This window comes from Aquimarina sp. MMG015, from assembly GCF_018100855.1.
GTDB lineage: Bacteria > Bacteroidota > Bacteroidia > Flavobacteriales > Flavobacteriaceae > Aquimarina > Aquimarina latercula.
In genome coordinates, this window is record NZ_JAGJEB010000007.1 from 221,787 (window position 1) to 247,235 (window position 25,449).

A 25,449-nucleotide genomic window follows, 5' to 3' on the forward strand; every position below is an offset into this window, starting at 1 on the left:
ATTTATTATCTTTTTTATCCTTTAATTCTTTTTTTTCTATTCGCTTCGTAGTCTTCAAAAATCATCTCACCAAGCCCTTTTAAACCAGTATAAAAAGCTTTACCTTGATTCGCATGGGTAAACTCTCTTACAAACTGCATTAAATAAGGATCCTGTGCGATCATAAACGTAGTAATAGGTATATGTAACTTTCTAGCTTGCTGTGCCATCATATAACACTTATTCACAATATTGCGATCCAACCCATTACTGTTTTTATAATACTGTCCATCTGGCATTCTTAAACAACTAGGCTTCCCATCGGTAATCATAAAAATTTGCTTATTTGTATTACGCTTTCTTCTTAACATATCCATAGCCAACTGCAATCCCGCAACAGTATTCGTATGATAAGGTCCAACTTGTAAATATGGTAAATCTTTAATTGCAATTGGCCAAGCATCATTTCCAAACACCAAAATATCTAAGGTATCTTTCGGGTATCTTGTCGTAATAAGTTCTGCTAATGCCATTGCCACCTTTTTAGCAGGAGTAATTCTATCCTCGCCATACAATATCATACTATGACTGATATCAATCATCAATACAGTACTCATCTGCGCCTTATACTGTGTTTCTTCTACAACAAGATCATCCTCAGTAAGGTGTAAATCTCCGATACCATGGTTAATCTGAGCATTTTTTAAACTTTCTGTAATTGATATTCTTTCTAATCCATCACCATATTGATAATTCCTATATTCTCCGGCGTGTTCGTCTCCTCTTCCTGTATATTTAGTTCTATGGTTTCCTGATCCACTACGCTTTAAATTACCAAAAATTTGATCTAATGCTCTTTTACGAATTGCTCTTTCTGTCTTAGCTGTAATAGACATTCCGCCTTTTCCATCAGGTTTGATTTCCTCTCGGATATATCCTTTTTTCTTTAAATCCTCAATAAAATCATCTAATGTGTATTCTTCTGTGGTAAGTTTGTATTCTTTATCCAATTCTCTCATCCAATCCAAAGCCTCATCTAGGTCGCCAGAAGTGTGAGTAATAATCTCCTGAAAAATATCAAAAAGCTTATCAAATGGAGATTGCTCAGGTGCTTCATAGTTTTTAAAAGCGAACCCTTTTTTTAAAAATCCCTTTTTCTCTTTCATTATATAAATTTAGCATATTTTGTAAAAGATATATACTGAACTCAATGCTAATAATAGATAATTAACAAATGTTTTGGAATTGTTCTGGCTTAAAGACACTTTTATCTAAAAACAATAAACACTAAACAATTCTTATCTTTGAGACATCAAGTATATTTTTAAGAATATATTCTTATAATAATCAAAAGTCATCTTACTCAGTTTATGAAGAATTCATTCCTATTGTTACTCTTTCTTTTTCCAATTATAAATTATAGCCAAAATGATATCGAAAAAGTAAAAACTACAATTTCAAAAAGTGAAATTGAAGGGCACATTTATTTTTTGGCATCTGATGAACTAAAAGGTAGACAAACTGGAACTGCTGAGAATAAAATAGCTGCTCAATATCTAGCTAATATGCTACGTTCTTATGGAGTAAAACCCGTTACAGAAGATAAAAGTTATCTTCAGAAAGTCGTACTTAATTCAGTATCTCAATTTGATAAAGCAGAATTGAAAATAAAAAATTTTAGTACTTCAAAAATCGTAACAATAAATAAAACGAATACATCCTATTCTGGTTCATTGGCATTTGTTAATTATGGTTTCGAAAAAGACTATGCTAATGTAGATGTAAAGGGTAAAATAGTTGTTTCATATTCTGGAACAAAAGAAAATAGTAACCTAAGATTTGCCTTTTCTAAAACACAAGAGAAAATCAAAATTGCAAAAGAAAAAGGTGCCATTGGCATTATTGAGCTTAATAATATAGATAATAGAACTTGGTCTCAATTAGATCATAGTTTTAATGGAGAAAAAATGTATGTTTCTGAAGAAGACACATCTAATAATTTCACTTATTTATGGGTAAATGACCAAAAAGAAGAAATTAGTAAATTCTTTACAGACAAAAATGAGGTGAATGGATCAATTAATATTCAAGGTATCAAGAAAGGTAACATAACTACTCAAAATGTTGTTGGAATGGTTGAAGGAACGGATCCAAAACTTAAAGATGAATACATTATTTATTCTGCTCATTATGACCATGTGGGTATAGGGAAAGCTGTCGATAATGACTCTATTTATAACGGAGCAAGAGATAATGCAGTTGGAACTGTTACAGTATTGTCTGCAGCGGAAAATATTGCTAAGTATCCAACTAAAAGGTCAGCTTTATTTATATTGTTTACCGGAGAAGAAAAAGGGTTACTAGGTAGCAAATGGTATGTAGAAAACCCCTTGATTCCTTTAAATAAAATGGTATACTGTTTTAATAGTGATAATGGTGGATATAATGATACTAGTATAGCCACAATTGTTGGTCTAGAACGAACTACTGCGTCGGATGATATAAAGAAGGCTGCAACTCCTTTTGGACTCAAAGCAATTGATGATCCAGCTCCTGAACAAGGGTTATTCGATAGATCAGATAATGTACATTTTGCTGCTAAAGGAATTCCTGCTCCAACATTTAGTATGGGGTTTACAGCTTTTGACGAAGAAATAACAAAATATTATCATCAGGTAACCGACAATCCCGACACCTTGGATTATGATTATCTTTTAAAATTCTTCCAATCCTATGTGTTGGCGTGCCGAAATATTGCTAATAACCCTAAAACACCTTTCTGGGTAGAAGGTGATAAATACTATGATGCTGGTATAAAATTATATAACAAAAAATAAATTGTCATTTTATAATCGGTTCATATGAAATCAATTGTTTTAATTAGTTTTATAAGTCTACTTATGATATCCTGTAGTCAGCAAGATCCTTTAGAGAAAATCTTAAACTCGGATACACCACAAATAGCAAACGTAAGTAAGAATATAGAGAAATACGAAGTTCAGATTTTATATAGTCAAATCAACCGAAATAAAAAAGGTCAAGTAACATTTACGGATTACGAATTTAATGTTTCAGATAGCACCTATTTTTATCCAGCAAGCTCAGTTAAATTCCCAATTGCTTTACTTGCTTTAGAAAAATTAAACACGTTACAAAAAAATGATATCCCTATTTCTAAAGAAACTAATTTTATTACAGAACAAGATTCTGCATACTCCTCTATAGATAAAGAAATCATTAAAATTTTTGCAGTAAGTGATAATCAAGCCTACAATCGATTATTTGAATTTCTTGGACAAGATTATATCAATCAAAAGCTAAACTCTAAAAATATCAATAGTAGAATATCTCATCGGTTATCGACTAATAATGCTTCTAATACTAAATCTCAATCATTAATTTTTAAAAAAAACATACAAGATAGTATTCCATTATATAAACAATCAGGTATAGAAAATTTACCTAGTGCCGAATTAGCATTAAAAGATGTACTAAAAGGTAAAGGTTATATTCTTAATGATTCACTAATCTCAACTCCAAAAGATTTTTCACAGAAAAATTATCTTCCGTTAAGATCATTACACGGGCTAATGAAACGTATTCAATTTCCTGATACATTTACTCCAAAAGAACGTTTTAAAATCTCAGAAAGGGATCGTGATTTTATAATTAAAGCGATGAAGACACTTCCATATGAAGCTGGCTACGATAAAAAAGAATACTACGATGGATATGTTAAGTTTTTTATGTTTGGTGATACAAAAAAAGATATTCCTAAACATATAGAAATCTACAATAAAGTAGGATATGCTTATGGTTATCTTACCGATTGCGCATATTTTAAAGACACAAAAAACAATGTAGAATTTATATTATCGGCTACAATACATGTAAACGAAAATGAAATCTATAACGATGATAATTATGAATATGATAAAATCGGAATTCCATTTCTAGCGCAATTAGGAAGAATGATCCATGACTTAGAAAAACAAAAAAGTAAATAATTTCGTTTCTAAAACGACTTTTCTTTAACAATTTCTCAAAATAAACCCTTAATTACCCGATAAAATCTCAAACTTTAAGAAATATTGATCTTTTTTTAACAAAATTATATATTCAAAAGACATCTAATGAACTAATTTTATAATCCCTTAGTTTTAAGAACGTTTAAGTTTAGTACAAATAACAACAAAATATGGTTACACATTTTATAATTAAGTAACTATATACAATACAATAAGTATAGTATATAGTTTTAAAAACAAGAACATATGAAACAATATATACTATTCTTATTATTATTTACCTTCGGCTTATTATACCCTAATAATCTTTTTATAACATCAAATTCTTCAATGATAATTCAAAATCAGATTGATAGAAAACTATCTGAAGATGAAGAAAAAAAACGTGGATTAGATTTATTAGCCACAGAAATTATTGAACAAATTGATGAAATTGATTTAAGAAAAATGGCTCGATCTGCCATTTTTGAAACTTCTTATGGATTTAGATGGAAAATGGTCAATCTTCATACAGGAAATATTATTATCATAAAAGTTGATAAGAATTTTAAATTAATTTCCGCCAGAAATAGTAAGAAAAAGAAAATAATGACCCCCTAAAATATAGATCGCTAGGCTAACATTGTTTTTAAATTTTCATAATCTTCTAAATACTCCCAATAGATAATTCTATCAAATGCATATTTGATCAAAATATACTTCTCGCTTACAGACAATATTCGATCTACCGAAACCAATTTTTTAGACGGAGATTTTACCTCAACTTCTTCTATTATTTCTTGATTTCTTGCATCAAATCCATGCACGATAGTATGATTATGCAAAGTAAGTTCTATAAATTTCATATTATTAGTATTTAACCTCTTCAAATGTAGGTATTTTCTAACTTAACACCCCTTTAAGAGTTTCGCATTTTCATTTTCTTAACTTTAGCTTTTTAATTAGATAATCAATCAAAAATGTTAAAAAGATTTTTCCTTTTAACTCTTATAATTTTTAGTGTTTCTGGTTTTTCTCAAAAAAAAATATCGGTCATCTATACAGGGAATATGGGTGTTTATATTTCTAATGGAGAATCTTCCGTATTAATCGATGGATTACATTCTAAATATGGAGATGATTATCTTTTTCCTCCAACCTCCTTGATTAATAAAATACATACAGATTTACAACCAAATGTTATACTATTTACACATCATCATGGAGATCACTTTAGTACATTACTTTCTAATGATTATTTAAATTTTAATAAAAAAGCTGTTTTATTTGGGCCTAATCAAATAACAGAAAAAATAATTCCTTTTAATAATCGATTATTTACAATTGCTACTTCAGATTACAAAAAACAGACCATAAAAATCAAAAAACTTGATATCACAGGTGTAAAAATCAATCATGCAGGAAAAAGACATACAACCGTAGAAAATATAGGTTACATTATTGATTTTAAGTCAAAAAAAGTTCTACACGTTGGTGATACCAATTGGATGAATGATATTAATTTATTTAACCGATTAAAATTGGTAAATGATGGTATTGACATTGCAATTCTTCCTTATTGGATGTTATTAGATAATAATGCAAGTCAACTGATCAAAAATCATATTAACGCCAAACAGATTATCGCTACACACATTTCACCTAAAATAAAGAAACAAGAATTACAGGATTTAAAGAAAAAATATCCTGAGGTACATTTTTTAACAATACTAGAAGAACAAATTCAATTATAATTAACTCACTCTATAAAATGAAAAGATTACTATTTCTATTATCTCTTACCCTAATATCCTCTATTTCTGCACAAGAATTTTCTATGGATTATGTAAAAAAAATACATCCACGTAATATTGGTCCGGGTGGAATGAGCGGACGTGTTACCTCTATTGATGTTGTTACCTCTAATCCGGATATTATGTATGCAGGAACAGCCTCTGGAGGGTTGTGGAAATCTACATCTGGTGGAATTAAATGGAAACCTATTTTTGACAAGGAAGTTACCGCTTCTATTGGTGCAGTTGCAATTCAACAATCAAACCCTTCTGTAGTTTGGGCAGGAACAGGAGAAGGTAATCCTAGAAATAGTCTTAATGGAGGTTACGGAATTTATAAATCTTTAGATGGTGGTAAGAACTGGAAATTGATGGGGTTAGAAAAAACTCGTCATATCCACAGAGTAGTAATAGATCCAACCAATCCTAATATTGTATATGTTGCGGCTATTGGTTCTCCTTGGGGAATACATCCTGAAAGAGGAATTTTTAAAACAACTGATGGAGGAGAAACTTGGAACAAAGTTCTTTCTGCAAATAATAAAACAGGAGCTGCAGATCTAGTAATGGATCCTACCAATCCTAATAAATTAATTGCTGCTTTATGGGAACACAAACGTGACCCTTGGTTTTTTAAATCAGGAGGTGAAGGTTCTGGATTATATATTACTCATGATGGAGGAAAAACTTGGCAAGAAAGAACTGATAAAGATGGATTACCAAAAGGTGATCTAGGACGAATTGGAATTGCTATAGCTAGAAATAAGCCTAATATTGTATATGCATTAATTGAGGCTAAGAAAAATGCCTTATATAAATCCGAAGATGGTGGCTTTAATTGGAAAAAAATTAATGATAAAAACGACATTGGCAATCGCCCTTTCTACTATTCAGAAATATATGTAGATCCTCAGAATGAGAATAGAGTATATTCTGTATTTACCTATGTAAATGTATCTGAAGACGGTGGAAAAAATTTCAAGCAGTTAATGCCAGCTTATGGTGTTGATAATGGAGTGCATCCAGATCATCATGCTTGGTGGATACATCCGCAGGATGGTAATTTTATGATCGATGGTAATGATGGAGGTTTAAATATTACACGAGATGGTGGAAAAACCTGGAGATTTATAGGAAATCTACCTGTTGCGCAATTTTATCATATTAATGTAGATAATGAGTATCCTTATAATGTTTATGGAGGTATGCAGGATAATGGTAGTTGGAGAGGTCCAGCATATGTGTGGAAAGCTCAAGGAATTAGAAATTCTTATTGGCAAGAAATATCTTTTGGAGATGGATTTGATGTAGTACCTGATAAAGATGATTCCAGATATGGATGGTCTATGAGTCAACAAGGTTTTGTTAGCCGTTATGACTGGATGACCGGTAATAATTATACAGTTAAACCTACACATCCAGATCCTGAAGTAAAGCTCCGTTTTAATTGGAATGCTGCTATCAATATTGATCCTTTTGATAATAACACATTATATTTTGGAAGTCAATTTGTACATAAAAGTAAAGACAAAGGGTTAACTTGGGAGGTAATTTCTCCTGATCTATCCACCAATGATCCAGAAAAACTAAAACAAGCAGAAAGCGGTGGTTTAACAATGGATGCTACTGGAGCAGAAAATCATTGTACTATTTTAGTAATAGAACCATCTCCTTTAGAACAAAATATGCTATGGGCGGCAACAGATGATGGACGTGTTCACATTACTCAAAATGGTGGTGCAAATTGGACTGATATTTCTAAAAACATTAAAGGGCTACCTAGTGGTAGTTGGATAGTTCAGATCAAAGCTTCCAATAAGAAAAAAGGAGAAGCTCTTTTAGTAGCAAATGATTATAGAAGGTTTAATTACACTCCGTATGCGTATAGAACCGTAGACTATGGTAAAACTTGGGAGCGCATCGTAGATAATGGTGATGTTCAAAGTTATGTTTTGAGTATTGTAGAAGATCCTATTGAGAAAAATTTACTTTTTCTAGGAACAGATGATGGATTATACATTTCCTTAAATGCAGGTCGCAAATGGACAAAATGGACCTCTGGTTTCCCTACAGTTTCAGTAAAAGACTTAGTAATACAACCTAGAGAACATGATTTGGTGATAGGAACGTTTGGTAGAGCTGCTTGGGTCCTAGATGATATTAGACCCTTACGTGCTCTAGCCAAAAATAAAAACATTCTTACTCAGAAATTACAATTATTTAATCCTCCAACTGCATATCAAGCTGCCTATCAACAACCAACAGGAAGTCGTTTCGGTGCTGATGCCTTATATAACGGTGAGAATCGTGATTTTGGCGCACATATTTCCTTTTTTGTAACCGTAGAACAAAAAGAAGCGTCTAAAAAAGAAAAAGATAAAAAAGATGAAAAAGAAAACAATGAAGAGGAAATAGATGAGAATGAAGAAAAAAAGGTTAAATGGGATTCTATACATCTAAAAATATATGATGGTGATCGACTTATCAGAACGCTTAAACAAAAAACTCCGGATTCTACTGGAATTCATAAAATGCGATGGTTTATGGATGAAAAAGGAGTAGATCGACCATCTAGAAAAATCCAGAAATCTAAGAGAGAACCTGGAGGGGTTACAGTTAAACCAGGGACTTATAAATTACTAATGGAATATGGTGATCAAAAATCAGAATCTAGTATCGAAGTTAAATCTGATCCAAGATTACAGATTTCTCAACAAAATATAAATGAAATATACGATGCTTCCAAAAACCTAGAATCTATGAGACAAACCGTCGCTGATGCAGTTAAGCAATTGGTAGAAAGTAAAGAAGTAGCTTCTAAATACCAAAAAGAACTTAAGAAGTTAGATAAAAAGAAGTTTAAAGATCAAATTAAGTCTTCTAAAGATATTATTAAAAAAATTGATTCTACCATAGCTATTTATTTAGGCAAAGAAGATAAAAGACAAGGTATTACTCGTAATCCAGAAGTAACTGTGATGCAACGCTTAGGTACTGCAGGATGGTATACAGGAAGCAGACAAAATGGCTTAACAGTTACCGAAAAAACTTTGATAAAACATGCTAATGATGCATTAAAAGAAGCTTTAGATAAAACAAATTCTTTCTTCATAGAAGATTGGAAACCTTATCAGGAAGCTATAGAAAAATTAGAGACTTCTCCGTTTAAGGAGATAAAAACTTTCACAATCAAATAAAAATTCTTAATCATGAAAAAACTCATTATTATAGGAATTGGAGTACTACTACTCCATTCCTGCAAAGAAGAAAAAAAAGAAGAAGTTGTTGCTCCTCCTATTGCAATTGAAGAATATTCAATTGAACAATTTATGGACAATGAAAATGCATTTTCCAACGGTTTTTCTAACGATAAATCCAAAGTTCTTATGACCAGTAACCGCTCTGGTATTTATAATATGTATACCACATCGGTTAAAGGTGGAGAATTAATTCCGGTTACAAAATCTGATAGCTCTTCTGTTTTTGGTATTTCTTATTTCCCAGAAGATGATAGAATACTATTTAGAATGGATGGTAATGGAGATGAAATATATAAAATTTTTCTTAAAGACAGTTCTGGTATTACACGACTGACTCCCGAAAAAAATGTGAGAGCTCTATTTAGAGGTTGGTCAAAGGATGGAAAAAGTTTCTTTTATGGAAGTAATGAAAGAGATCCTAAATACATGGATCATTATGAAATGAATATTGCCGATTTCACTTCTAAAATGATCTATCAGAATAACGATGGAATGGATTTTGGCGGTATGTCTGAAGATAGAAAGTACATTGCACTTACTAAGGCAGTAACCACAAACGATGTTGATTTGTATTTAATGAATACAGAAACCAAAGAAAAAACTAAAGTCAATGAGAATATTAGCGGTAATCAACCTCAAGATTTTTCTCCAGACAACACTTCATTCTATTATACCACCGATGATAATGCAGAATTTAGTTATTTAATGAAATATAATCTTGCAGATGGTACAAAAGAAAAAGTAGCAGAAAAAAATTGGGATATTAATTCATTTTATTTCACTAGAAATGGAAAATATCAAGTAATGTTTACTAATGAGGATGCTAAAACTGTAATGGATGTAAAAGAAGTCGCTACTGGTACAGATGTGGCATTTCCTTCATTTGAAAATAAAGAAATTTCAAGTGCAAGTTTTTCTAGAGATGAGTCCATGGCATTTTTAAATGTTTCAGGTTCAAGTACTCCTAGAAACGTGTACTCTTACGATATGGCATCTAAAGAATACTATCAATTAACAGATGTATTAAACAAAGATATTAACGAAGACCATTTAGTAGCATCAGAAGTTGTTCGTTTTAAATCTTTTGATGGTTTAGAAATTCCAGCGATATATTATAAGCCAAAACAAGCTACTGCGGACAATAAAGTTCCAGCATTGGTATGGGTACATGGTGGTCCTGGAGGGCAATCTAGACAAGGTTTTAGTTCACAAATCCAATATTATGTAAATCACGGGTATGCAATTCTTGCCGTAAATAATAGAGGAAGTAGTGGTTATGGTAAAACGTTCTATAAAATGGATGATCAAAATCACGGAGATAAAGATCTAAAAGATTGTGTAGCCGGAAAAGATTGGTTGGCACAACAAGATATTATTGATGCCAATAAAATAGGAATTATTGGAGGTTCTTATGGAGGTTATATGACTATGGCGGCTCTTACCTATACTCCTGAAGATTTTAAAGTAGGAGTTAATATATTCGGAGTTACCAACTGGCTAAGAACATTAAAAAGTATTCCGCCATGGTGGGAATCTTTTAAAGATGCTTTATATACTGAGATGGGAGATCCGAATACAGCTGATTCTGTAAGGTTACGACAAATCTCACCATTATTTCACACAGAAAAAGTGACTAAACCTTTAATTGTGTTACAAGGAGCTAAGGACCCTAGAGTTCTAAAAGTAGAATCGGATGAAATAGTCGCTGGAGTTAAGAAAAATGGTGTTCCTGTAGAATATGTATTGTTTGAAGATGAAGGACATGGTTTTGTGAAAAAAGAGAATCAGATCGAAGCATACGGAAGAATCCTAAAATTCTTAGATAAATATCTAAAAGAACCAGGATCAGAAATCATTAATGACGGAAAATCTGAAACTAAAACTGTAGAATCAGAATCCTAGTATTATATCATTACTAAATATATTTATGAGAAAAACAATTGTATTCCTTACTATACTAATGAGTATTACCTATACTAGCGCTCAAGAAACTGGAGAAGATGACTTAGGCGCTTGGTATATGTATTTTGGAACGAATCGAATAACAGATAAACTAAGCATTCACTCTGAAGCTCAATTTCGTTTCTACGAATTAGCTAATACTTTTAATCAATTATTACTTCGAACTGGTTTAAATTATCATCTTACGGAAAATGCAATCGCAACTATTGGATATGGTTATATCAATACAGATGGTACTTTTGCAGATATTCCTGGTGAAGAAAATAGTAATGAACATCGAATTTTTGAGCAATTTATTCTTAAAAATGAAGTCGGAAAAGTAAAGTTCGAACATCGATATCGATTAGAACAAAGGTTTATTAGTACACAAGCTGATGATTTTACTGAACATCGAGCTAGGTATAGATTACAACTAACCTATCCTTTTAACGAGAAATGGTTCATAAATGTTTATGATGAAGTTTTCATTAATTTACAAGAGCCTATTTTTGGACAAAATCGTTTATATGGTGCAATTGGTTATAATGTAAAATCAAACTTTAGTATTCAGTTTGGGTACTTAAAAAATCATTTTACTGGTATCAACTTTGATCGATTGCAGTTAGGTATCATCTATAATACCGACTTCAGAAAGAAAGAATAAAAGATACAGTTAAAAAGTATTGATATCTAATTGGGCCTCTGATCACTTTTATCTTGTTAAAAGATTAAAATTTCCAAAGGCTCAATTAGAAAATCAAAAGCTTCATTTTTTTTAAGCTCTTAAAAAAGAAAACTATGGCACTTACAAAAAAAGATAATCCAGCATTACTACTTATTGATGTACAAAAAGGAATCAACAATCCAGGATATTATGGCACGGAACGTAATAACCCTAACGCTGAAAAAAACATAGAGGCTTTATTAAAAAAATGGAGATTAGAAAGTTTACCAATCTATCACGTAAAACATTGTTCTTCTAACCCAGATTCTCCATTGGCCAAAGGGAAAATTGGTAATGAATTTCAAGATTTTATAGTACCACAACAAAACGAACCGGTTATTGAAAAGGATGTAAACAGTGCATTTATAGGTACAGATCTCAGAACACAATTAGAAGATGCAAATATTAAAAACGTAGTTATTGTAGGATTAACCACAGAACATTGCGTATCTACCAGTACCCGAATGGCCTCTAACTATGGGTTTAATACTTTTCTAATTGAAGACGCTGTAGCGGCTTTTGATAAAATTAGCTTTAGTGGTAAAAGATATAGTGCTCAAATGGTACACGATATTGAAATTGCTAATCTCAAAGATGAATTTGCTACGGTTGTGCTAACTGAAGAAATAGTTAAACTTTCTTAGTTTAATTAATCCAACATAAAAACCTCTCCTATTTCTTTAGTAAGTTAATCTTCTATTACTAAAACACTAACGGAGGCCGTTTACAATATAAGTTATCTAAAATTGGGCACTAAAAACTAGAGACATATTTTAATCTTTTAAGAAATACTATAATTTGCTAAAAAAAATGTTTATAAGTTGTTTTATCGACATTATTTGCTTTTTATCGATGAAAATATTATATTTACGGTAAAACCACAATTAACAATTGTACGTAATTTTCCCCATTTTTATTAAAAAAATAGTTCTAACGGTATAGCCATAATATGAAAAAGACATATTTATTACTAGCAATAATAACATTATCAAGTTTTATATCTAGTATACACGCACAAAAAAAACATATAGATCATATGGTATGGGATCAACTTCTACTATTAAATGTATCTAATGATGGTAAAGTAGATTATAAAGGGTTTATTAGGGATAAATTTTTATTTGACAAATACTTTACATCTTTATCCACTAACTATCCTTCAGAAAATTCAGAAAACTCTGAGAAATTAGCGTATTGGGTAAATCTATATAATGCTATTGTAATGAAAATGATAATAGATCACTATCCCATTAAATCAATAAATGATCTTAAAAATCCCTGGAAGAAAAAATCAATTGAAATAAATAATATAAAATATAGTCTCGATGATATTGAGCACACAATTTTAAGAAAAATGGATGAACCTAGAATTCACTTCTTACTTAATTGTGCTGCAACTTCTTCTCCAAAACTATGGAATAGAGCTTATACAAATAGAAACATTACTAAAGCCTTAGAAGAAAGGACTATTGAATATATTAATGATCCTTCTAAAAATATCATCACCAATAATGAAGTGAACATTTCAAAAGTATTTGATTGGTACGCTAAAGATTTTGATAATGGAGATATTAAAAGTTATATCAATAGATATTCAAAAGTAAAAATCGATAAGTCATCAAAAATAAATTACTTGGAATATGACTGGAGTTTAAATGAGAGAGAATAACTTTTCTTAACTATAAATAAAAAAAGCCCTTTATTAAAAACAAAGGGCTTTTCTAATTTCTATCTAAAATATTTTAAAACTAAGGAGTACCTACAAAATCAGTAACGACCCAATTAGATCCATTATATATAAGACTTATACTTTCGTTTTGATTCAAGACAGGATTACCCAAAGAAGCGGGTAAAAGAACCTGACTTGGAAATATCGTTATGGTAGTAGTAGGATGAATATTAATCAAATGTACCTTTTGCCCAGTTACTCCTCCAATAAATCCAAAAACAGTAACACTAGAACCATTATTTATAAGTACAATAGATTTATTTGTTAAATCATACCCCGTAAAATTACCAACACTTGTTTCTGTAAATACAGGAGTTTGTACAGCTCCCCCTACAGAGAGAGTTTGCGCAGTCAAATCGGTAAAATTAGCATCTCCATTAATACTCAAAAGATTTGAAGGATCTACGATTCCATTATTTACCGATCCATCACTTTCAATTCTCATTCTGATATTTTGCTCTGTTTCGAAAATAATACTACCATTCGTATCTGCATCATTATCTGCTCCAATAGTAGTACTTCCTATATTAGATGTAGTTGCTGTACCTGTTCCAGTAAGATTAGTAAGGTTTGCTCCACTACCAACAAAAGAAGTAGCTGCAACACTACCGTCTACTTCGATTTTTTCAGTAGGAATCAGATTCCCTACATTAATGTTTCCATTTGCATTTATTTCCAAAGATTTATCTGGTGCTCCCGCCATAACCCTAAAAGGGATTCTATTAGCAGTCGTATCTAAAACAGCGAAATAATTCTCTCCATTATCAGATATATCATTGATTTTTATCACCCAATCATTAGTTGGAAAACTTGCACTAACACTCGTATCTCTAAACCAAATACCAATAGTATCATCTGATAAAATCATATCATTTTCTCCAAAATCCATTCCGGTCATTACATCATCGCCTATGGCTACTCGGTTTTTAACAATAGATTCTTCAATAAAAACATTATTTCTCGTATTAAAAGTAATGTCACCAGTTCCTAAAGATTTTAATGTTCCAGTATTATCATAATAAAACATAAATCCTTTAGCACTTCCTTCATAAAAAAGAGAACCAGGAGTTGCTTGTGCTACTTCATCATTCATATTACTTAAGGTAATCCCATCGTTAACTCCCAAAACAGCATTACCAAAAGCAGTAGCATCGGTAAAACCAATACCAACTTTTGCAGTATCATAATACACATGATCTCCTATTTTTGACCATATAATATCAAATGCTGTTCCCGTAGTAGTTCCAAATCCTGGAAAAGAAGTTTTAGCCGTATTAACAGATACTGTTGTTAAAATCTGATTTAAATCTACAGCGGATGTAATACTTAAAAAATTTACCTTATCGCTTTGTTCTGTGGTTATTGTCGTAGGTGTATTAGTTAAATTATTGTAATCTATACTCAAGGCTCTATCTGTATTCTTACTGGTAAGTCCAAAAGATGTACTTAATAATTGAGACGTACCTACTATGTTATAATTAGTTCCTCCAGCAGGGTCGGTTTCCGTTCTAATAAAGTAAGAGTCACTTCCCCAATCGATTCCATTTAATGATCCGGAAACAACTGTTCCATCCCCTATTAACAAACTCACAACTCCTGTAAAATTAGTCATAGGATTATGAACTTCACTATATACTGTAGTTCCAGTTGCACTGCCTTGCACTATACTAATTTGTACAGATATGCTAGCATTAATAACCAATGCGTCGGAGGCATCTCGTATAATAGCTTGATAACTTAACTTTTCTGGTGCCTGTGCATATATACTTGTCGTAATTATTAGCAAACATAGGCTTATAAATAACTTTTTCATCTTCTTATTAGTTGTTAAGTCCTACACAATACCAATTAGTTCCATCATAGATAAATGTGGCACTACTATTAGCCGTCAATAAAATATTCGCATTTCCTGCCAACTGAAAATTCTGTGAGATAGTTCCTGCATTATGTTCGAATGTTACATCAGAAGTCAAAACGGCAACTATTACAGATTGCCCTGTGATACCGCCCGAAAATGCCTGAATTGAAGAAGCTGCTTGACCATCAAACGTAACAAAACTCTTATCTGTTACATCATAAGTTGTAGGAAAAGTTGTAGCTGATATTTCTGCATTAGGTGTAATCGCAATCCCTTGAACCGAAACATTACCATTAAGTGTCATATTATCTACTTTGGCATCCCCAACTACTTCTAAAGCTACCGAGGGAGTTGTTGTTCCAATACCAATAAATCCAGTATTACTAATTGTCATTCTGGTTGTATTTTGGGTTTGAAAAGCAATTTCTCCAACAGTATCTGCATCATTATCTGCCGCAATAGTAGTATCTCCTGCATTAGTAATACCACCAGTACCTGAAGCTATTCCGGTTATTCCAGAGCCATCTCCTACAAAAGAATCTGCTTTAATTGCTCCTACAATTTCTAATTTATTGGTTGGTAAATTTGTTCCTATTCCAACATTACCATTAGCTGCGACAAACAAAGAATGTTCAGCCGCTCCAGCCATAATTTTAAAAGGCGTTGTTGCTCCTGTAACATCTACAATCGCAAAATGATTCGTACCTCCATTCGAAGATTCATTGATTTCTATTTGCCAATCATTAGCTGGTAATGTCCCAGAGATATCATCACTATCATCAAATAATATTCTTAGATTATTTTCTGTAAGAAGAAGTGTATTAAATCCAAAGTCAACACCAGATGTTGCATCTACACCCACTCCTAAACTATTCTGAATAATTACATCAGTACTAATAGTAGCATCTCCATTCTCAATACTCCATAATCCACCAGTATATGTAACAGCTCCTGTATTGATAGTTACATCTGTATTGGTATTGTCTATATAATGAAAGCTTCCATTACCTGTATTGTCATAATATAAACTTCCAGGAACAGTTCCCGCCGGAGTGCCATCAAACAAAATTGGGCCTCCTACATGTAATTTTGAACCACTAAAACTGCTCGATTCATCCACACCGACACCAACATTCCCTGCATTATAAAAGATATCGTCAGTTACAGATTTTGTCCATATCACATTATCTCCTTCTAAAGCGGTACCAGGAACAGTTCCAAATCCAGGAAATGTAACTTTGGCATTGTTAGCTGTTACGTCTGTTTGTAATTGATCTAAATTTACAGCCGATGTAACAGTGATAAAATCGACCTTTGCAGCTTGCTCTGAAGTTATTATTGTCGGTAGATTTGTTAATGAATTATAATCTGCAGTTGCTGCAACATCTGCACTAGCTGAATGCAAAGCATAGGGAACACTTAACAATTGATTAACTGTCGACAATGTATAACTCGTTCCTCCTGTTGGGTCTATTTCTACGTTTATGAAATAGGGTCCAGCAGACCAATCAATAGAATCAAAACCAGCAGCATTTCCAATCACTAAATTGGCCAGTCCATTAATATTGGTCGTAACATTCTGATTCTCCGAATAAACAGAAGTACCAGAAGCAGATGTCTGCAGAATATTAATTTGTACTCCTACATTTGTATTCCCTACAACAATATTATCTGCATCTCTAATGACAGTTTGATAGTTAATTCTATATGAATTTTGTGCCGTAATACTTATTGTACACGCAAAAATTAAAAAAGTAATTATTTTATTCATCGGTTTATTTTTTTATGATTTTGAAAGTCTTTAAAGAGGAGTTTAGCTTCTTCACTTTTAAAATATACGCTCCAGAAGCATAGGAACTCATTTCTATTACATTAGTATTACTATCAATAGCTTTACTAATAATTAATCGCCCATGAATATCATGGATTTCGAAACTTGTATTTTCTAAATCAATCTCATCGATGGAAAGAAATAATCTGTCCGTGGTAGGATTCGGATATGTACTAACATTAAGTTGTACTGATTCGAACTCTGGATTGCTCAACGTTTCGATTTCAAAAGCCTGTTGAACTCCTTCGGATAACGATCCACTTGCATTCTGGATGGTTGTATAAAAGGTTTGTCCAACAGAAAAACTTGATGTTCCACTTGTTCCTGAAGCATTTCCGCTACCAGAAACAGTATTCTCTTGTGCGATCATCGAGGTGATCCCAAAAGAAAAAAACATCAAAACCATAAGGGGTATGTAATTATGTTTCATATATAAATGTTTTAATATCTTAAAACTACGTAAATTAAATCCCAATTAGACCAAAAAGAATCATTAGTTACCTAGGTATTTATACCTGTTTTTTTATTTAGTCATCTTAAAAAAAGTATTTTTCCCCGATATTATTACCAAAAAAATCTGTTCTTAACTTTATATAATGGCTGCTTCTTTTTATTATATTAGACCCCTATGAATACTATTGATATTAGGACAGTAGATGTGGTACAATATATACAACCACTACGCGAAGGTGGTTCTCTGCCTGCAATCGTAAAAGCAGATGATGAGTTTCTGTATGTATTAAAGTTTAGAGGAGCTGGTCAAGGTAAAAAGGTTTTAATTTCTGAACTCATCGGTGGCGAACTAGCAAGATCTATCGGGTTAAAAGTTCCGGAATTAGTGTTCATGAATCTAGATGATTCCTTCAGTAAAACTGAACCAGATGAAGAAATTCAGGATTTACTTAAGTTTAGTATTGGACTTAATCTAGGTTTGCATTTCTTATCAGAAGCTATCATGTACGATCCATTAGTCTCTATTGCAGATGGAATGACTGCATCAAAAGTAGTATTATTAGATAGCATCATTAGTAATATTGATAGAACTGCAAAAAACACAAATTTACTTAATTGGAAAAAAGAATTATGGCTTATCGATCACGGTGCTAGTTTTTATTTTCATCACAATTGGAAACAGTGGCGAAATCATCTAGAGAGAACGTTTCCTATTATAAAAGATCACGTATTGCTGGAACGTGCTGATAAACTACCACAAGCAGCCAAAGAGATTACATTACATATGACTCACGAAAAGATCGATGAAATTATTACCAAAATACCGGAAGATTGGTTAATCGATGAGTCTGAGGACTTAAGTCCAAATGATATGAGGGCTGCATATATAGAATTTATTCATAGTAGACTTTCTAAAATTGATGAATTGGTAAAAGAAGCTGAAGATGCAAGATAGATGTACATTTGAATACGCAATTATACGATTCGTTCCCAAAGTGGAACGTGAAGAATTCTTTAATGTAGGGGTCATTCTATTCTCTAAAAGAAAAAAATTTCTTAAAGTCAAATATCATATTGACCCAAATAAATTAAAAGCTTTTTCAAGTGAAGTAACCTTGGAACATTTAGAGGAATATCTTAAATCCTGGGAATTAATTAGTATTGGGGCTCCTTCTGGTGGAGCAATCGGAAAATTAGAACTATCAGATAGATTCCGCTGGTTAACCGCTTGTAGAAGTACAATTATACAAAGTTCTAAAACCCATCCGGGAATATGTCACGATCCTCAAAAAGAACTAGATCTTCTTTTCGATAATTATATTCTATAACTTCTATCCTCTACTAACTATCTCTTTTTAGAAATATTAATGATGAAAATACGGTAACAAAACGGTCTTTTTTAATACTTATACACTATAAAGATCATAATCGTATATGAAAAAAGTAATACTATATATTATTCTAATAGGTATTGTAGCCGTAATTGGTTTTTTTGTTTGGTTCTTTGTCTTTTATCTACAAGTTCCTGCATTAAAAATTCCTAAAGATGCTAGTCAAACAGAAAGAGTTACGCAAATAGATAAATGGTTAGAACAACTTCATACCGACAGAAAATTTAATGGAGGTGTTTTAATTACAAAAGAAGGAATTCCGCTATTAGCAAAAACTTATGGATTCACAAATGTGTCGAGAAACATCAAACTAACCAATAAATCTTCATTTAGATTAGCATCAGTATCTAAACAATTTACTGCTAGCGGTATTATGCTACTAAAAGAGAGAAAACAATTAGATTATGATGATCTTGTAAGTACCTATATCCCAGAATTTCCTTATAAAAGAGTAACTATTCGACACCTATTAAATCAAACTTCAGGAGTTCCAGATGCATATATGAGTCTTGCAGAAAAGAATAAAGATAGTATTGATATTCTCACAAATCAAATAGCTATAAATCTGTTAGTTCAAAATCATCCAAAAGTTAATTTCGAACCTAATGAGAAGTACCAATACTCTAATACAAATTATATTTTACTAGCCAGAATTATAGAAATTATTTCTAATCAATCTTTTGAAGATTTTATGAGTGAACGAATTTTTACTCCATTAGGAATGAAAAACACCAGAGTTTGGAATTTACTATCCAAGGATACAACATTTAAACATAAAACTGATGGTTTTGAAGATATGGCAGGAGAGGTTAGAGAGATTAAACCCACATTTATTGATGGCGTTGCAGGAGATGGTGCTGTTTTTAGTAGTATAGAAGATTTTGTTATTTGGGATCAATTCTGGTATCAAAATGATCTTATCAGTGAAGAAAACTTGAAAGAAGCTTTTAAAAAGCCCACTTTAAATAATGGTAAAAAATCGAACTATGGATTTGGTTGGGTGATTCTAAGCGAAGATACTGTAATGCACAATGGAGTTTGGTTAGCGGCTAATTCTTATTTTGTAAGAAACACTAAAAAGAAAACAAGTTTTGTTCTTCTAGATAATTCTTCAAATTTATTTTTTAATAAAATCATTAAGAATTTAAAATAAAGAACCTCCACTAAAAAATAGCTAAATCAAAAACGTTAACACATTTTTAACCCCTATAGAAAGTTAGAAAAGCTCAAAAAAAACGACATTTAATAAAAACAACAATCACATGAGCCTTTCTAAAATTTCTTTTACTAATGCAGAAGGTCAGACACTTTCTGGTCGTTTAGAATTACCTGCAGATCAACATCCTCATAACTTTGCTTTATTTGCGCATTGTTTTACATGTAATAAAAACTTAGGAGCGGTAAGAAATATTAGCAGAGCTCTTACCTCACAAGGATTTGGCGTATTACGTTTTGATTTCACAGGTTTAGGAGAAAGTGAAGGAGATTTTGCAGATACTAATTTCTCTGGCAATGTAGAAGATTTAATAGCTGCAGCGGATTTTTTAGCAAAAGAATACCAAGCGCCTTCCCTATTAATCGGACATTCTCTTGGTGGTGCTGCCGCAATTTTTGCTGCTGCAAAAATTGATTCTATAAAAGCTGTGGCTACAATAGGTGCTCCTTCTGACCCTACTCACGTACAACATCTATTAAGAAGTGGTCTTGAAGAAATTGAAACAAATGGTAAGGCAATCGTAAACCTAAGTGGAAGAGATTTTACCATTAAAAAGCAATTCCTTGATGATCTTGAAACAAAATCATTACCAGCAGTAGCTAAAAACCTGGATAAAGCTCTGTTAGTAATGCATTCTCCACAAGATACTACCGTAGGAATTAGAAATGCTGAAGAAATATATCATGCTGCCAAACATCCAAAAAGTTTTGTAACCTTAGATGGGGCTGATCATTTATTAATGAGAAAAGAAGATTCTTTATATGCTGGAAAAGTAATAGCAGGTTGGTCTACTAGATATGTTGATATCCCTGAAGAACCTAGACTAAAAAGTCAACACCATGTAGTAGCTAGTCTTGGAAACGACGAGGGATACACTACCCAAATGAAAGTAGGAAATCATTATATGGTTGCCGATGAACCCGAAAGTGTTGGTGGTCATGATTTTGGCCCGTCTCCTTACGAGCTAGTTTCCGCTGGACTATCTGCTTGTACGGCTATGACTATAAAAATGTATGTTGCCAGAAAAGGTTGGGACCTCCAAAATGTAGAAGTACATACAAGTTATGATAAAAAACATATAGAAGATTGTGAAAACTGTGAAGATTCTACTGCCAAGATAGACACTTTTAATAGAGAGATTAAACTAGAAGGAGATTTAGATGAAAAACAAATTGCAAGAATATTACAAATTGCTGATAAATGCCCCGTTCACAAAACATTGCATTCTGAAACGCAGGTGATTACTAAGTTGATTTAATAATCGTAATTAAATTTAAAACAAATAAAAAAGGGAAACTATACAGGACTCGCGTTTCCCTTTTTTCCATTATGAAAGTATAAAATTTTTTGACCTTTTTTTTATTCTGACCAATATCTTAATGTTACTTCAATCCATCCTTCTGGAGTTTCATTTTCTGAACTCACCTCAACAATTGCAGAGGATGCTCCATCAAAATAACCATCACGAGCATCAAACCTATATGTTCCAATTGGAAGACTTTCGAAAAGCCCTACTTCATATCTTGAATCAAAATAAATGACTCCTGTTTCTAAATTAGTAGCTCCATATCCAGGTAAAGTTCCTGCGGGAATTTCCTGACCAGACCATTCATCTACTAACTTGATAATTACATCAAATCTTACTTCACTTTTTTCTTCAGTTATTGATGTGATTTCTTCCATATTATTTGTTTCCATTTCACAAGAAGAAAAGAAACATAATACGACTAGAAATGGCATCACCTTGATCAATTTCATAATAATATTGGTTTAAGAGTTAAAGTTTAAATTTCTAAATAAAAATCAAATATTGGTTTACCTAATGATTATCAAAATGTTATCTAACACTTTCTTAAATTCATATTATTCATTACTTCAAAAAAAACACTAATCCATAATTGGATTAGTGTTTTTTGATCAATTTTATTTTTTTATCAATCGTTTTGTTTTGATAGTCTTACCGTTACCATCTTCTATGGACAATAAATATATTCCTGATTTCTGGGTTCCAGATAATGAAATAGTAGTTTTATCAGCACTAGGCTCTACTATTTTATTATACACAACCTTACCTTGCAAACTGTAAATCAAAACTTTATAATTTTCTTTTAACTTTCTAGAAATAGTAACATTCAATTGATCAGTAAAAGGATTGGGATATATATCAAAAGTCAAATCATTCTCTAATTCTTCTAGTGGTGGAGATAGTATTTTAGCAACATCAGTATTAACTCTTACTATTCCGCAAGCCCCCAAGTTAGTCCAATTGGAGGATGTTCTTTCATACAAATAACCTTGATATGTTACTTTATCTCCAACAGCATAGCTAATGCCACTTTGCCAAGGAGAAATACCTAAGCAAATATCTACAGGATCTGTATCCGAATCTGTAGTATAAACAACAACTAAACGCGCTGCTTTATCAGAACCTCCTTCATACGAGTCTGCTACTCTCTTTGCAGAAGTGCTAGTTAAACTTACACCTTTTCCTCTTATAATAAAAGAAGCATTATTACCAGAAACCCAGTTACTTTTATTTACCAGAAGTTGAACCATATTCTTAAGCTCAGGAGTTCGTTGTCCCGAACCGTTCTGACCACTTGACCAAGAATTAGGGCTCCAAATTACTTTATTAGAAAACACCGATTTATTAGAAACACTATAGTTACTTGTGCTAAATGCAGAAGAATTACTACTATCATGTAAAGCTATTTCTAATTCTGCATTGGCACTATTACTTTCATCAGCCGTAAACTGAATATATGCGTTAGTGATTGTTGCATTTTTAGGTAACGCTAGCGACTGAAATCTAAGTCCTATTATTTGATTTCCTGCATTACTATAACTATCATAAACTAATTCTAAATCACTACTATTTGTATACACATCTCCATTTTCTCTTTCTTCTACATCATCATTACCATTGCTAATAGCCACTTCTATTGTGCCACTATCTGGATTAGGATCTACTGTCCCCTTATTAATAGTAACTACACTTCCGTTAGAAGGATTCCATATATCTAAATTCGAAGGAACCTGAAATACATTGCTATTAGATACAGAACCCACTTGCGAAGCATTATCTACTCTTATAGTTCTAGTTTCAATCTTATTTTCATCAATAAAAATCCACTTAAACTGATTAAATCTTGCAGAATTTCTTGTCCAATTTTTATTATCATCATTAGAACGTAGAGGAGCTCCCCAACATCCTTCTCCAGCATATACTGTTCCGTTCTGATCATCTCTTATAAAACCCTCATCACTTCCTGATCCTGTAGATGGTCTCACAGGCCAAGTAGTTTTTACGGTATGCGCATCACACTCTATTACTAGTTTCACTCCTTTATCGTAGAACAATTGGGACCAATTGCTATATTGACTGTTTCCTTCTGATTTATAAGATACGTGTGGACGCATTGGTTTATGATATTGCGCCATTTTCCAAATAACATTGGTATTTGAATTCAAATCATTACGTAACCAAGTCGTTTGATTACCTGAAATAGAAATTTCTGTATTTAACGTATATGTTCTAACAAGATTATCACCAAAAGTTAATGCATAATATACACTTGATGATGGCGTATCAAATAAGTTATAAACGCTGTTATTACTATCTTCATGATTCCCTCTTGTTGCTACAATTGGAAACATTCTGCCATCGGATGCAGTTGTTAATTGCCAATCATTAAACCAAGTTTGCCATTGACTATTAGTATCATCATCTGTCATATCGCCTCCAAACAATACTGCATGAGGCTTTAACTTAGCAACCAAACGATTTGCATTTTGTCTCGGAGTTCTGTTATTTCTAGAATCACCACCCGCAATAAAGGATAACCTACTTTTATCAGCTGGAGCTGTTTTAAACCAAAAACGCTCACTTGTACCTTGACTATCTCTAATCACAAAATAGTAGGCTGTATTAGGCTGTAAGCCTGTAAGTCTAGCGAAATTATTATTCATTCCTTTGTATGAAACTGTTCTATCTGGTGACTTAGAGTTTGGATAATTATTATAATTAGTGCCATAATCTGTAGTCCCAAAATAAACAGTAGGATTGCTACCAGATGATTGATTCCATCCTACAACTATCGAAGTGGAAGGGTTACCTCTTAGGGTCAGTCGATATTTATCATTAGATGCTTGCAATTGAAGCCCTAATAGTATTAAAGTTAGTGTAATGAATTGTTTCATTTAATATGAAGATTAAGTTAGTTTTCTCAAATTTAGGATATCATGTAATTAAAAAAATCTAATTCTAGATTCTTAATTAATCCTTAATTTTAATAGTTTAAGATTACAAAAAGTATAACCTTGAATTTACAATCTATTAACATCTTACTATGTTACTTTGTGCAATGAAAAGCAATCGAATAGAATTACTTCTTAAAATTAGTGTCTTCTTAATTTTCTTAGGTAGATCATTACAACATTTGTTTTGGGATGCTCCCTATCGTACCTTTTTCTGGGATGAATCGATATTACAACCCATAGTCGAAGGTTTTTTTAATACTCCTTGGCAAGACTATGCCACTAGTCACAAAACAGATAGCGCTATACAAAATGGTATAAAAATCAATGGCCTCATATATCTTATCGCTGCAATCTCCGCTCTTGTAATAAAAAAAACGAATCTAAAATGGTTTCGAATTCCCATCATATTTGGTGGAATTAGTTTGCTATTACTAACACTATTAATGACCAAAGAAAAATTTTATCATTTCGCTCAATTTTTTGAGCACAGTATTCAGTTTGGTTTACCATTTGCTTTATTATATAATTATTCTAAAAAACTGAATCCTCTAAGATTAGTTGTTATACTTAAAATTTTGGTAGCTTTTACCTTTTTCTCCCACGGATTATATGCTTTTGGGTTTTATCCCGTTCCTGGAAAATTTGTAGATATGGTTATACAAATATTTGGATTTTCAGAAGGAACGTCTATTACCTTTTTATATATCGCAGGCATTCTTGATTTTATAATTGCAATTTTAATTTTCATACCTATACCTCGACTTCAATTATATACTTTATGGTATGCAGTACTTTGGGGATTACTTACAGCTTTTGCCAGAATAGTTGCTAATTTTTATTGGGATTTTCCAATTCAATCGATTCATCAAAATTTACATCAAGTATTGTATAGAATTCCACATGGACTAACTCCGCTTTTAGTAATCTTAATAATTAAAAAGTATTATTATGAAATAAAGAAGACCGCCTTTTCGGACGGCCTTCTTAAAAAACTTAAGATTTAAATT

The 25,449-nt window shown here is 32.0% G+C and carries 21 protein-coding genes; 14 read left to right on the top strand and 7 right to left on the bottom strand.

Annotated elements, in window-relative coordinates:
* Positions 1 to 14: 14 nt before the first annotated feature.
* Positions 15 to 1,145, bottom strand: a complete 1,131-nt coding sequence (locus J8L88_RS15075) for a VWA domain-containing protein (protein ID WP_027392128.1) — start codon at positions 1,143 to 1,145, stop codon at positions 15 to 17.
* Between the two features lie 204 nt (positions 1,146 to 1,349).
* Between J8L88_RS15075 and J8L88_RS15080 the strand changes: the two genes are divergently transcribed.
* The 3 genes from J8L88_RS15080 to J8L88_RS15090 all read left to right on the top strand — a co-directional run bounded on the left by J8L88_RS15080 (position 1,350) and on the right by J8L88_RS15090 (position 4,607).
* On the top strand, positions 1,350 to 2,816 hold the full coding sequence (locus J8L88_RS15080; RefSeq protein WP_211061148.1) for a M28 family peptidase: 1,467 nt from the start codon (positions 1,350 to 1,352) through the stop codon (positions 2,814 to 2,816).
* A gap of 24 nt (positions 2,817 to 2,840) precedes the next feature.
* Positions 2,841 to 3,986: a serine hydrolase gene (locus J8L88_RS15085; RefSeq protein WP_211061149.1), complete on the top strand. Its 1,146-nt coding sequence runs from the start codon at positions 2,841 to 2,843 to the stop codon at positions 3,984 to 3,986.
* 267 nt (positions 3,987 to 4,253) lie between these two features.
* Complete coding sequence (locus J8L88_RS15090; protein WP_035084578.1) at positions 4,254 to 4,607, top strand: hypothetical protein; 354 nt, start codon at positions 4,254 to 4,256, stop codon at positions 4,605 to 4,607.
* Between the two features lie 11 nt (positions 4,608 to 4,618).
* Here the strand turns inward: J8L88_RS15090 and J8L88_RS15095 are convergent, their stop codons facing one another.
* Positions 4,619 to 4,852, bottom strand: a complete 234-nt coding sequence (locus tag J8L88_RS15095; protein ID WP_027392132.1) for a hypothetical protein — start codon at positions 4,850 to 4,852, stop codon at positions 4,619 to 4,621.
* Positions 4,853 to 4,966: 114 nt separating this feature from the next.
* On the opposite strand from J8L88_RS15095, the gene J8L88_RS15100 reads away from it, so the two are divergent.
* The 6 genes from J8L88_RS15100 to J8L88_RS15125 all read left to right on the top strand — a co-directional run bounded on the left by J8L88_RS15100 (position 4,967) and on the right by J8L88_RS15125 (position 13,373).
* Complete coding sequence (locus J8L88_RS15100) at positions 4,967 to 5,740, top strand: MBL fold metallo-hydrolase (RefSeq protein ID WP_211061150.1); 774 nt, start codon at positions 4,967 to 4,969, stop codon at positions 5,738 to 5,740.
* Between the two features lie 17 nt (positions 5,741 to 5,757).
* The gene (locus J8L88_RS15105) at positions 5,758 to 8,976 is read left to right on the top strand and encodes a hypothetical protein (protein WP_211061151.1); all 3,219 of its coding nucleotides are present in this window, start codon (positions 5,758 to 5,760) and stop codon (positions 8,974 to 8,976) included.
* Positions 8,977 to 8,988: 12 nt separating this feature from the next.
* Positions 8,989 to 10,941 carry a S9 family peptidase gene (locus J8L88_RS15110; protein ID WP_211061152.1) on the top strand — a complete coding sequence of 651 codons (1,953 nt, stop codon included), beginning with the start codon at positions 8,989 to 8,991 and terminating at the stop codon, positions 10,939 to 10,941.
* Positions 10,942 to 10,966: 25 nt separating this feature from the next.
* Positions 10,967 to 11,644 (top strand): DUF2490 domain-containing protein, encoded by a 678-nt coding sequence (locus J8L88_RS15115; RefSeq protein WP_211061153.1) that lies wholly within the window; start codon positions 10,967 to 10,969, stop codon positions 11,642 to 11,644.
* Between the two features lie 134 nt (positions 11,645 to 11,778).
* The gene (locus J8L88_RS15120) at positions 11,779 to 12,348 is read left to right on the top strand and encodes a cysteine hydrolase family protein (protein ID WP_027392137.1); all 570 of its coding nucleotides are present in this window, start codon (positions 11,779 to 11,781) and stop codon (positions 12,346 to 12,348) included.
* Between the two features lie 305 nt (positions 12,349 to 12,653).
* Entirely contained in the window at positions 12,654 to 13,373 is a 720-nt protein-coding gene (locus tag J8L88_RS15125; protein ID WP_027392138.1) for a DUF547 domain-containing protein, read from the top strand.
* Between the two features lie 79 nt (positions 13,374 to 13,452).
* On the opposite strand, the gene J8L88_RS15130 is transcribed toward J8L88_RS15125, so the two are convergent.
* From J8L88_RS15130 to J8L88_RS15140, 3 genes are read right to left on the bottom strand one after another with little or no spacing between them, the layout of a single operon-like run.
* Positions 13,453 to 15,246 (bottom strand): hypothetical protein, encoded by a 1,794-nt coding sequence (locus J8L88_RS15130; RefSeq protein WP_211061154.1) that lies wholly within the window; start codon positions 15,244 to 15,246, stop codon positions 13,453 to 13,455.
* A gap of 7 nt (positions 15,247 to 15,253) precedes the next feature.
* Entirely contained in the window at positions 15,254 to 17,062 is a 1,809-nt protein-coding gene (locus J8L88_RS15135) for a hypothetical protein (RefSeq protein WP_211061155.1), read from the bottom strand.
* Positions 17,063 to 17,066: 4 nt separating this feature from the next.
* Positions 17,067 to 17,552: a T9SS type A sorting domain-containing protein gene (locus J8L88_RS15140; protein ID WP_027392139.1), complete on the bottom strand. Its 486-nt coding sequence runs from the start codon at positions 17,550 to 17,552 to the stop codon at positions 17,067 to 17,069.
* Between the two features lie 198 nt (positions 17,553 to 17,750).
* On the opposite strand from J8L88_RS15140, the gene J8L88_RS15145 reads away from it, so the two are divergent.
* The 4 genes from J8L88_RS15145 to J8L88_RS15160 all read left to right on the top strand — a co-directional run bounded on the left by J8L88_RS15145 (position 17,751) and on the right by J8L88_RS15160 (position 21,440).
* Entirely contained in the window at positions 17,751 to 18,530 is a 780-nt protein-coding gene (locus J8L88_RS15145) for a HipA family kinase (protein ID WP_118385486.1), read from the top strand.
* Positions 18,520 to 18,903 carry a DUF3037 domain-containing protein gene (locus J8L88_RS15150; protein WP_118385485.1) on the top strand — a complete coding sequence of 128 codons (384 nt, stop codon included), beginning with the start codon at positions 18,520 to 18,522 and terminating at the stop codon, positions 18,901 to 18,903. The genes J8L88_RS15145 and J8L88_RS15150 overlap by 11 nt, the downstream gene beginning before the upstream one ends.
* A 106-nt stretch (positions 18,904 to 19,009) precedes the next feature.
* Positions 19,010 to 20,119: a serine hydrolase gene (locus J8L88_RS15155; RefSeq protein ID WP_118385484.1), complete on the top strand. Its 1,110-nt coding sequence runs from the start codon at positions 19,010 to 19,012 to the stop codon at positions 20,117 to 20,119.
* Positions 20,120 to 20,228: 109 nt separating this feature from the next.
* Entirely contained in the window at positions 20,229 to 21,440 is a 1,212-nt protein-coding gene (locus J8L88_RS15160; protein ID WP_118385483.1) for a bifunctional alpha/beta hydrolase/OsmC family protein, read from the top strand.
* 101 nt (positions 21,441 to 21,541) lie between these two features.
* On the opposite strand, the gene J8L88_RS15165 is transcribed toward J8L88_RS15160, so the two are convergent.
* Positions 21,542 to 21,940: a hypothetical protein gene (locus tag J8L88_RS15165; RefSeq protein ID WP_035084582.1), complete on the bottom strand. Its 399-nt coding sequence runs from the start codon at positions 21,938 to 21,940 to the stop codon at positions 21,542 to 21,544.
* 165 nt (positions 21,941 to 22,105) lie between these two features.
* Entirely contained in the window at positions 22,106 to 24,382 is a 2,277-nt protein-coding gene (locus J8L88_RS15170; RefSeq protein WP_211061156.1) for a fibronectin type III domain-containing protein, read from the bottom strand.
* Positions 24,383 to 24,546: 164 nt separating this feature from the next.
* On the opposite strand from J8L88_RS15170, the gene J8L88_RS15175 reads away from it, so the two are divergent.
* Positions 24,547 to 25,446, top strand: a complete 900-nt coding sequence (locus J8L88_RS15175; RefSeq protein WP_211061157.1) for a hypothetical protein — start codon at positions 24,547 to 24,549, stop codon at positions 25,444 to 25,446.
* Positions 25,447 to 25,449: the final 3 nt, after the last annotated feature.

Coding starts and splice junctions, on each gene's coding strand:
- J8L88_RS15155 (WP_118385484.1), top strand. CDS start 19,010: ATGAAAAAAGTAATACTATATATTATTCTAATAGGTATTGTAGCCGTA.
- J8L88_RS15125 (WP_027392138.1), top strand. CDS start 12,654: ATGAAAAAGACATATTTATTACTAGCAATAATAACATTATCAAGTTTT.
- J8L88_RS15175 (WP_211061157.1), top strand. CDS start 24,547: ATGAAAAGCAATCGAATAGAATTACTTCTTAAAATTAGTGTCTTCTTA.
- J8L88_RS15110 (WP_211061152.1), top strand. CDS start 8,989: ATGAAAAAACTCATTATTATAGGAATTGGAGTACTACTACTCCATTCC.
- J8L88_RS15130 (WP_211061154.1), bottom strand. CDS start 15,246: ATGAAAAAGTTATTTATAAGCCTATGTTTGCTAATAATTACGACAAGT.
- J8L88_RS15090 (WP_035084578.1), top strand. CDS start 4,254: ATGAAACAATATATACTATTCTTATTATTATTTACCTTCGGCTTATTA.
- J8L88_RS15140 (WP_027392139.1), bottom strand. CDS start 17,552: ATGAAACATAATTACATACCCCTTATGGTTTTGATGTTTTTTTCTTTT.
- J8L88_RS15145 (WP_118385486.1), top strand. CDS start 17,751: ATGAATACTATTGATATTAGGACAGTAGATGTGGTACAATATATACAA.
- J8L88_RS15170 (WP_211061156.1), bottom strand. CDS start 24,382: ATGAAACAATTCATTACACTAACTTTAATACTATTAGGGCTTCAATTG.
- J8L88_RS15080 (WP_211061148.1), top strand. CDS start 1,350: ATGAAGAATTCATTCCTATTGTTACTCTTTCTTTTTCCAATTATAAAT.
- J8L88_RS15115 (WP_211061153.1), top strand. CDS start 10,967: ATGAGAAAAACAATTGTATTCCTTACTATACTAATGAGTATTACCTAT.
- J8L88_RS15120 (WP_027392137.1), top strand. CDS start 11,779: ATGGCACTTACAAAAAAAGATAATCCAGCATTACTACTTATTGATGTA.
- J8L88_RS15150 (WP_118385485.1), top strand. CDS start 18,520: ATGCAAGATAGATGTACATTTGAATACGCAATTATACGATTCGTTCCC.
- J8L88_RS15100 (WP_211061150.1), top strand. CDS start 4,967: ATGTTAAAAAGATTTTTCCTTTTAACTCTTATAATTTTTAGTGTTTCT.
- J8L88_RS15165 (WP_035084582.1), bottom strand. CDS start 21,940: ATGAAATTGATCAAGGTGATGCCATTTCTAGTCGTATTATGTTTCTTT.
- J8L88_RS15105 (WP_211061151.1), top strand. CDS start 5,758: ATGAAAAGATTACTATTTCTATTATCTCTTACCCTAATATCCTCTATT.
- J8L88_RS15135 (WP_211061155.1), bottom strand. CDS start 17,062: ATGAATAAAATAATTACTTTTTTAATTTTTGCGTGTACAATAAGTATT.
- J8L88_RS15075 (WP_027392128.1), bottom strand. CDS start 1,145: ATGAAAGAGAAAAAGGGATTTTTAAAAAAAGGGTTCGCTTTTAAAAAC.
- J8L88_RS15160 (WP_118385483.1), top strand. CDS start 20,229: ATGAGCCTTTCTAAAATTTCTTTTACTAATGCAGAAGGTCAGACACTT.
- J8L88_RS15085 (WP_211061149.1), top strand. CDS start 2,841: ATGAAATCAATTGTTTTAATTAGTTTTATAAGTCTACTTATGATATCC.
- J8L88_RS15095 (WP_027392132.1), bottom strand. CDS start 4,852: ATGAAATTTATAGAACTTACTTTGCATAATCATACTATCGTGCATGGA.